General features: G+C 56.9%; 3 protein-coding genes. 1 reads left to right on the plus strand and 2 read right to left on the minus strand.

The window, feature by feature from the left end; all coding sequences use genetic code 11:
- Both WBM93_RS06675 and coxB read right to left on the minus strand, forming a co-directional pair.
- A partial coding sequence (locus WBM93_RS06675) for a cytochrome c oxidase subunit I (RefSeq protein WP_424429873.1) occupies positions 1 to 1,400 on the minus strand: 1,400 nt, incomplete at its 3' end.
- Between the two features lie 11 nt (positions 1,401 to 1,411).
- Complete coding sequence (gene coxB / locus WBM93_RS06680) at positions 1,412 to 2,488, minus strand: cytochrome c oxidase subunit II (protein ID WP_424429876.1); 1,077 nt, start codon at positions 2,486 to 2,488, stop codon at positions 1,412 to 1,414.
- A gap of 238 nt (positions 2,489 to 2,726) precedes the next feature.
- On the opposite strand from coxB, the gene pyrE reads away from it, so the two are divergent.
- Positions 2,727 to 3,288: orotate phosphoribosyltransferase (gene pyrE / locus WBM93_RS06685; RefSeq protein ID WP_424429879.1), on the plus strand; the 562-nt coding region annotated here is incomplete at its 3' end.

Genomic DNA, 3,288 nt, shown 5'->3' on the forward strand with positions numbered 1-3,288 from the left:
TGCGGGAAGAACAGAATGTTCACGCCGATGAAGAAGATCCAGAAATGGAGCTGCCCCAGCAATTCGTTGTACATCCGGCCCGACATTTTCGGGAACCAGTAGTAGAAGCCGGCGAAGATCGAGAACACCGCACCCAGCGACAGCACATAGTGGAAATGGGCCACCACATAATAAGTGTCGTGGAGATTGTCGTCGATACCGCCATTGGCCAGCACAACGCCGGTCACGCCACCCACGGTGAACATGAAGATGAAGCCAAGCGCCCACATCATCGGCGTCTTGAAGGACATGGAACCGCCCCACATGGTTGCTATCCACGAGAAGATCTTGATGCCGGTCGGCACCGCGATCACCATGGTAGCTGCCGTGAAATACATTTTCACGTTAACCGACATGCCGGTGGTGAACATATGGTGCGCCCAGACCACGAAGCCGACGACCCCGATGGCAACCATCGCATAAGCCATACCGAGATAACCGAAGATCGGCTTGCGGCTGAAGGTCGAGATAATGTGGCTGACCATGCCGAAACCGGGCAAGATCATGATGTAGACTTCGGGATGTCCGAAGAACCAGAACAGATGCTGATAGAGCACCGGATCACCGCCACCTGCGGCATCATAGAAGGTCGTGCCAAAGTTACGATCGGTCAGCAGCATCGTAATCGCGGCTGCGAGCACCGGTAGCGCCAGAAGCAGCAGGAATGCGGTGACCAGAACCGACCAGACAAACAGCGGCATTTTGTGCAGGGTCATACCCGGCGCGCGCATGTTGAAGATGGTGGTGATGAAGTTGATCGCCCCGAGAATGGAAGATGCACCCGCCAGATGGAGCGAGAGAATCGCCATATCGACCGCGGGGCCAACCGAACCGCTCGTCGAGAGCGGCGCATAGACCGTCCAGCCGGTGCCTGCACCATTGCCGGTGCCTCCGGGGACGAAAGATGATCCGAGGAGCAAGAGAAAGGCAGGGACGAGCAGCCAGAAGCTGATATTGTTCATCCGCGGGAATGCCATGTCCGGCGCGCCGATCATCAGCGGCACGAACCAGTTACCAAAGCCGCCGATCATCGCCGGCATCACCATGAAGAAGACCATGATCAGGCCGTGCGCGGTAATCAGCACGTTCCAGAGGTGATAGGCTTGATCCATCGATGCTTCGCTGCCGTTGGACATGCTCGCCCAGGCTTGCAGATACTGAATGCCGGGCTCGGCCAGCTCCAGCCGCATCAGGCCGGAAATCGCACCACCGATGATGCCCGCGATAATCGCGAATATCAGATAGAGGGTACCGATGTCCTTGTGGTTGGTAGACATGAACCAGCGCTGGAAAAAGGCTGGCTTGTGATCCGCGTCATGCGCGTGATCGTCGATATGGCCATCTGCTGTGATTGTTGTCATTGCTCTAACCCTTATTGCGTAACTGGCGCAGGAGCAGCCGATGCGGCCGATCCCGACGAATTCGATGCCGGTACCATTACCGGTGCCACGACGGTCGAGGTTTCTTCCTCTGCACCCCGGCCTTCGGCGCTGACTTCATTCAATGCCGCCTGGCCTTGCGGCGTTCCGCCATTGGCACGAACCCAGTTGTCGAACTTTTCTTGCGAAAGCACTTCAACCGTGATCGGCATGAAACCATGACGTGCGCCGCAAAGTTCGGAACACTGGCCATAATAGACGCCTTCACGATCGATCTGCAGGACTTTTTCGTTGATCCGCCCCGGAACCGCATCGAGCTTGAACCATGCTGCGGGAATGGCGAAGCTGTGAATGACGTCCGCAGCCGTAATCAACAGCTTGACCGGCTTGCCGACCGGAATAACCATACGGTTGTCGGCGGCCAGCTGATAGGGCTCCCCGCGCGCAGCCGCTTCTTCTTCGGTCAGCATGTTGGAAATGACTTCAAAATCGCCGTTGTCGGGATAGCTATAACCCCAATACCACTGATAGCCGGTAACCTTCACGGTCAACGCATCCTCCGGTGCCGGTTCAAACTGCTCGGCGAGCAGGCTGATCGAAGGCACCGCGATAACCACCAGGATCAAGACGGGGATGACCGTCCAGATAATTTCAATGAAAGTATTATGGGTGGTTTTTGACGGTTCGGGATTGGCGCCACGACGGTAACGGTAGACGACCCAGAACAAAAGGAAGAGAACCAGCAGGCTCACTCCAATCATCATCGGAACCAGGATTACATTGTTGATCCAGTGCGCGGTTTGGCCGGTTTCGCTGAACTGTTCTTGAAAATCAATGCCGCCATCGACCGGCATGCCGATACCCGGAGTTGGCTTCATCGGGGTATAAAGCGCGGGATCAAGTCCGGATGCGGGAGCTGCGGCCGCCGCTGGTACGTCCGCAGTTTCCAGTGCACTGGTCACCGCCGGATCCACAACTGGCGCTGCCGGCAACGCTTCTTGCGCCGACAACGCTGCCGGCGTGAGAATCAGGCCGATGGCCAGAATCCAAGCTTTAACAAAATGAGTCATATATCGCTCAACCCTATCTTACCCCAAGTTTCGGTAGTTTTCCGGCAATGACCCGCCATTTGGAATCGACGAGCCCGGCCTTGAATAGTCCGATTGGAGCGGCTTATAGGCATGGTTGACGCAAGCCTCAAGCTACCGCACACATATTTTTTAAGTTTTTCGACTTTAATTTTTCTGGCAATGCGGCGGCAATATGCCCATTTGGGCAATATGGCGAAAATCAGGCAGGGATGAAATATTGACAGACGAAGAGATTTTAGCGGAATTCCGGAACTGCGACGCCCTGCTGCAAGGCCATTTTGTCCTCTCGTCCGGCCGCCACAGTAGCCGCTATTTGCAATGCGCGCGGTTGCTGATGAACCCGGCGCGCGCGGCGCGGATGGCCGAAGCCCTGGCGGCAAAAATTCCGCAAAATATCCGGCGGCTGATCGATATCGTTGTTTCACCTGCAATGGGCGGCGTGATTATCGGCCATGAAATGGGCCGGGCGCTCGGCCTCGACGCACTGTTTCTGGAGCGGCCCGAGGGCAAGTTCGAACTGCGCCGGGGATTCCGGCTGAAACCTGGCCAAAGAGTGCTGATGATGGAAGATGTCGTCACCACGGGCCTTTCATCCCGCGAAGCCATTCAGGCGATCCGTGACGCAGGCGGTGACGTTGTTGCCGCCGGTGCCCTGGTCGACCGGTCCAACGGCGCGGCCCAGTTTGATGTTCCCTTCTACCCGCTGGTTTCACTGGATGTGCCGTCCTACACCGCCGATGAGCTACCGCCCGAACTGGCCTCCATTCCGGCGACCAAAC

It is taken from the genome of Parasphingorhabdus sp., from assembly GCF_049667325.1.
Taxonomy (GTDB): Bacteria; Pseudomonadota; Alphaproteobacteria; order Sphingomonadales; family Sphingomonadaceae; genus Parasphingorhabdus.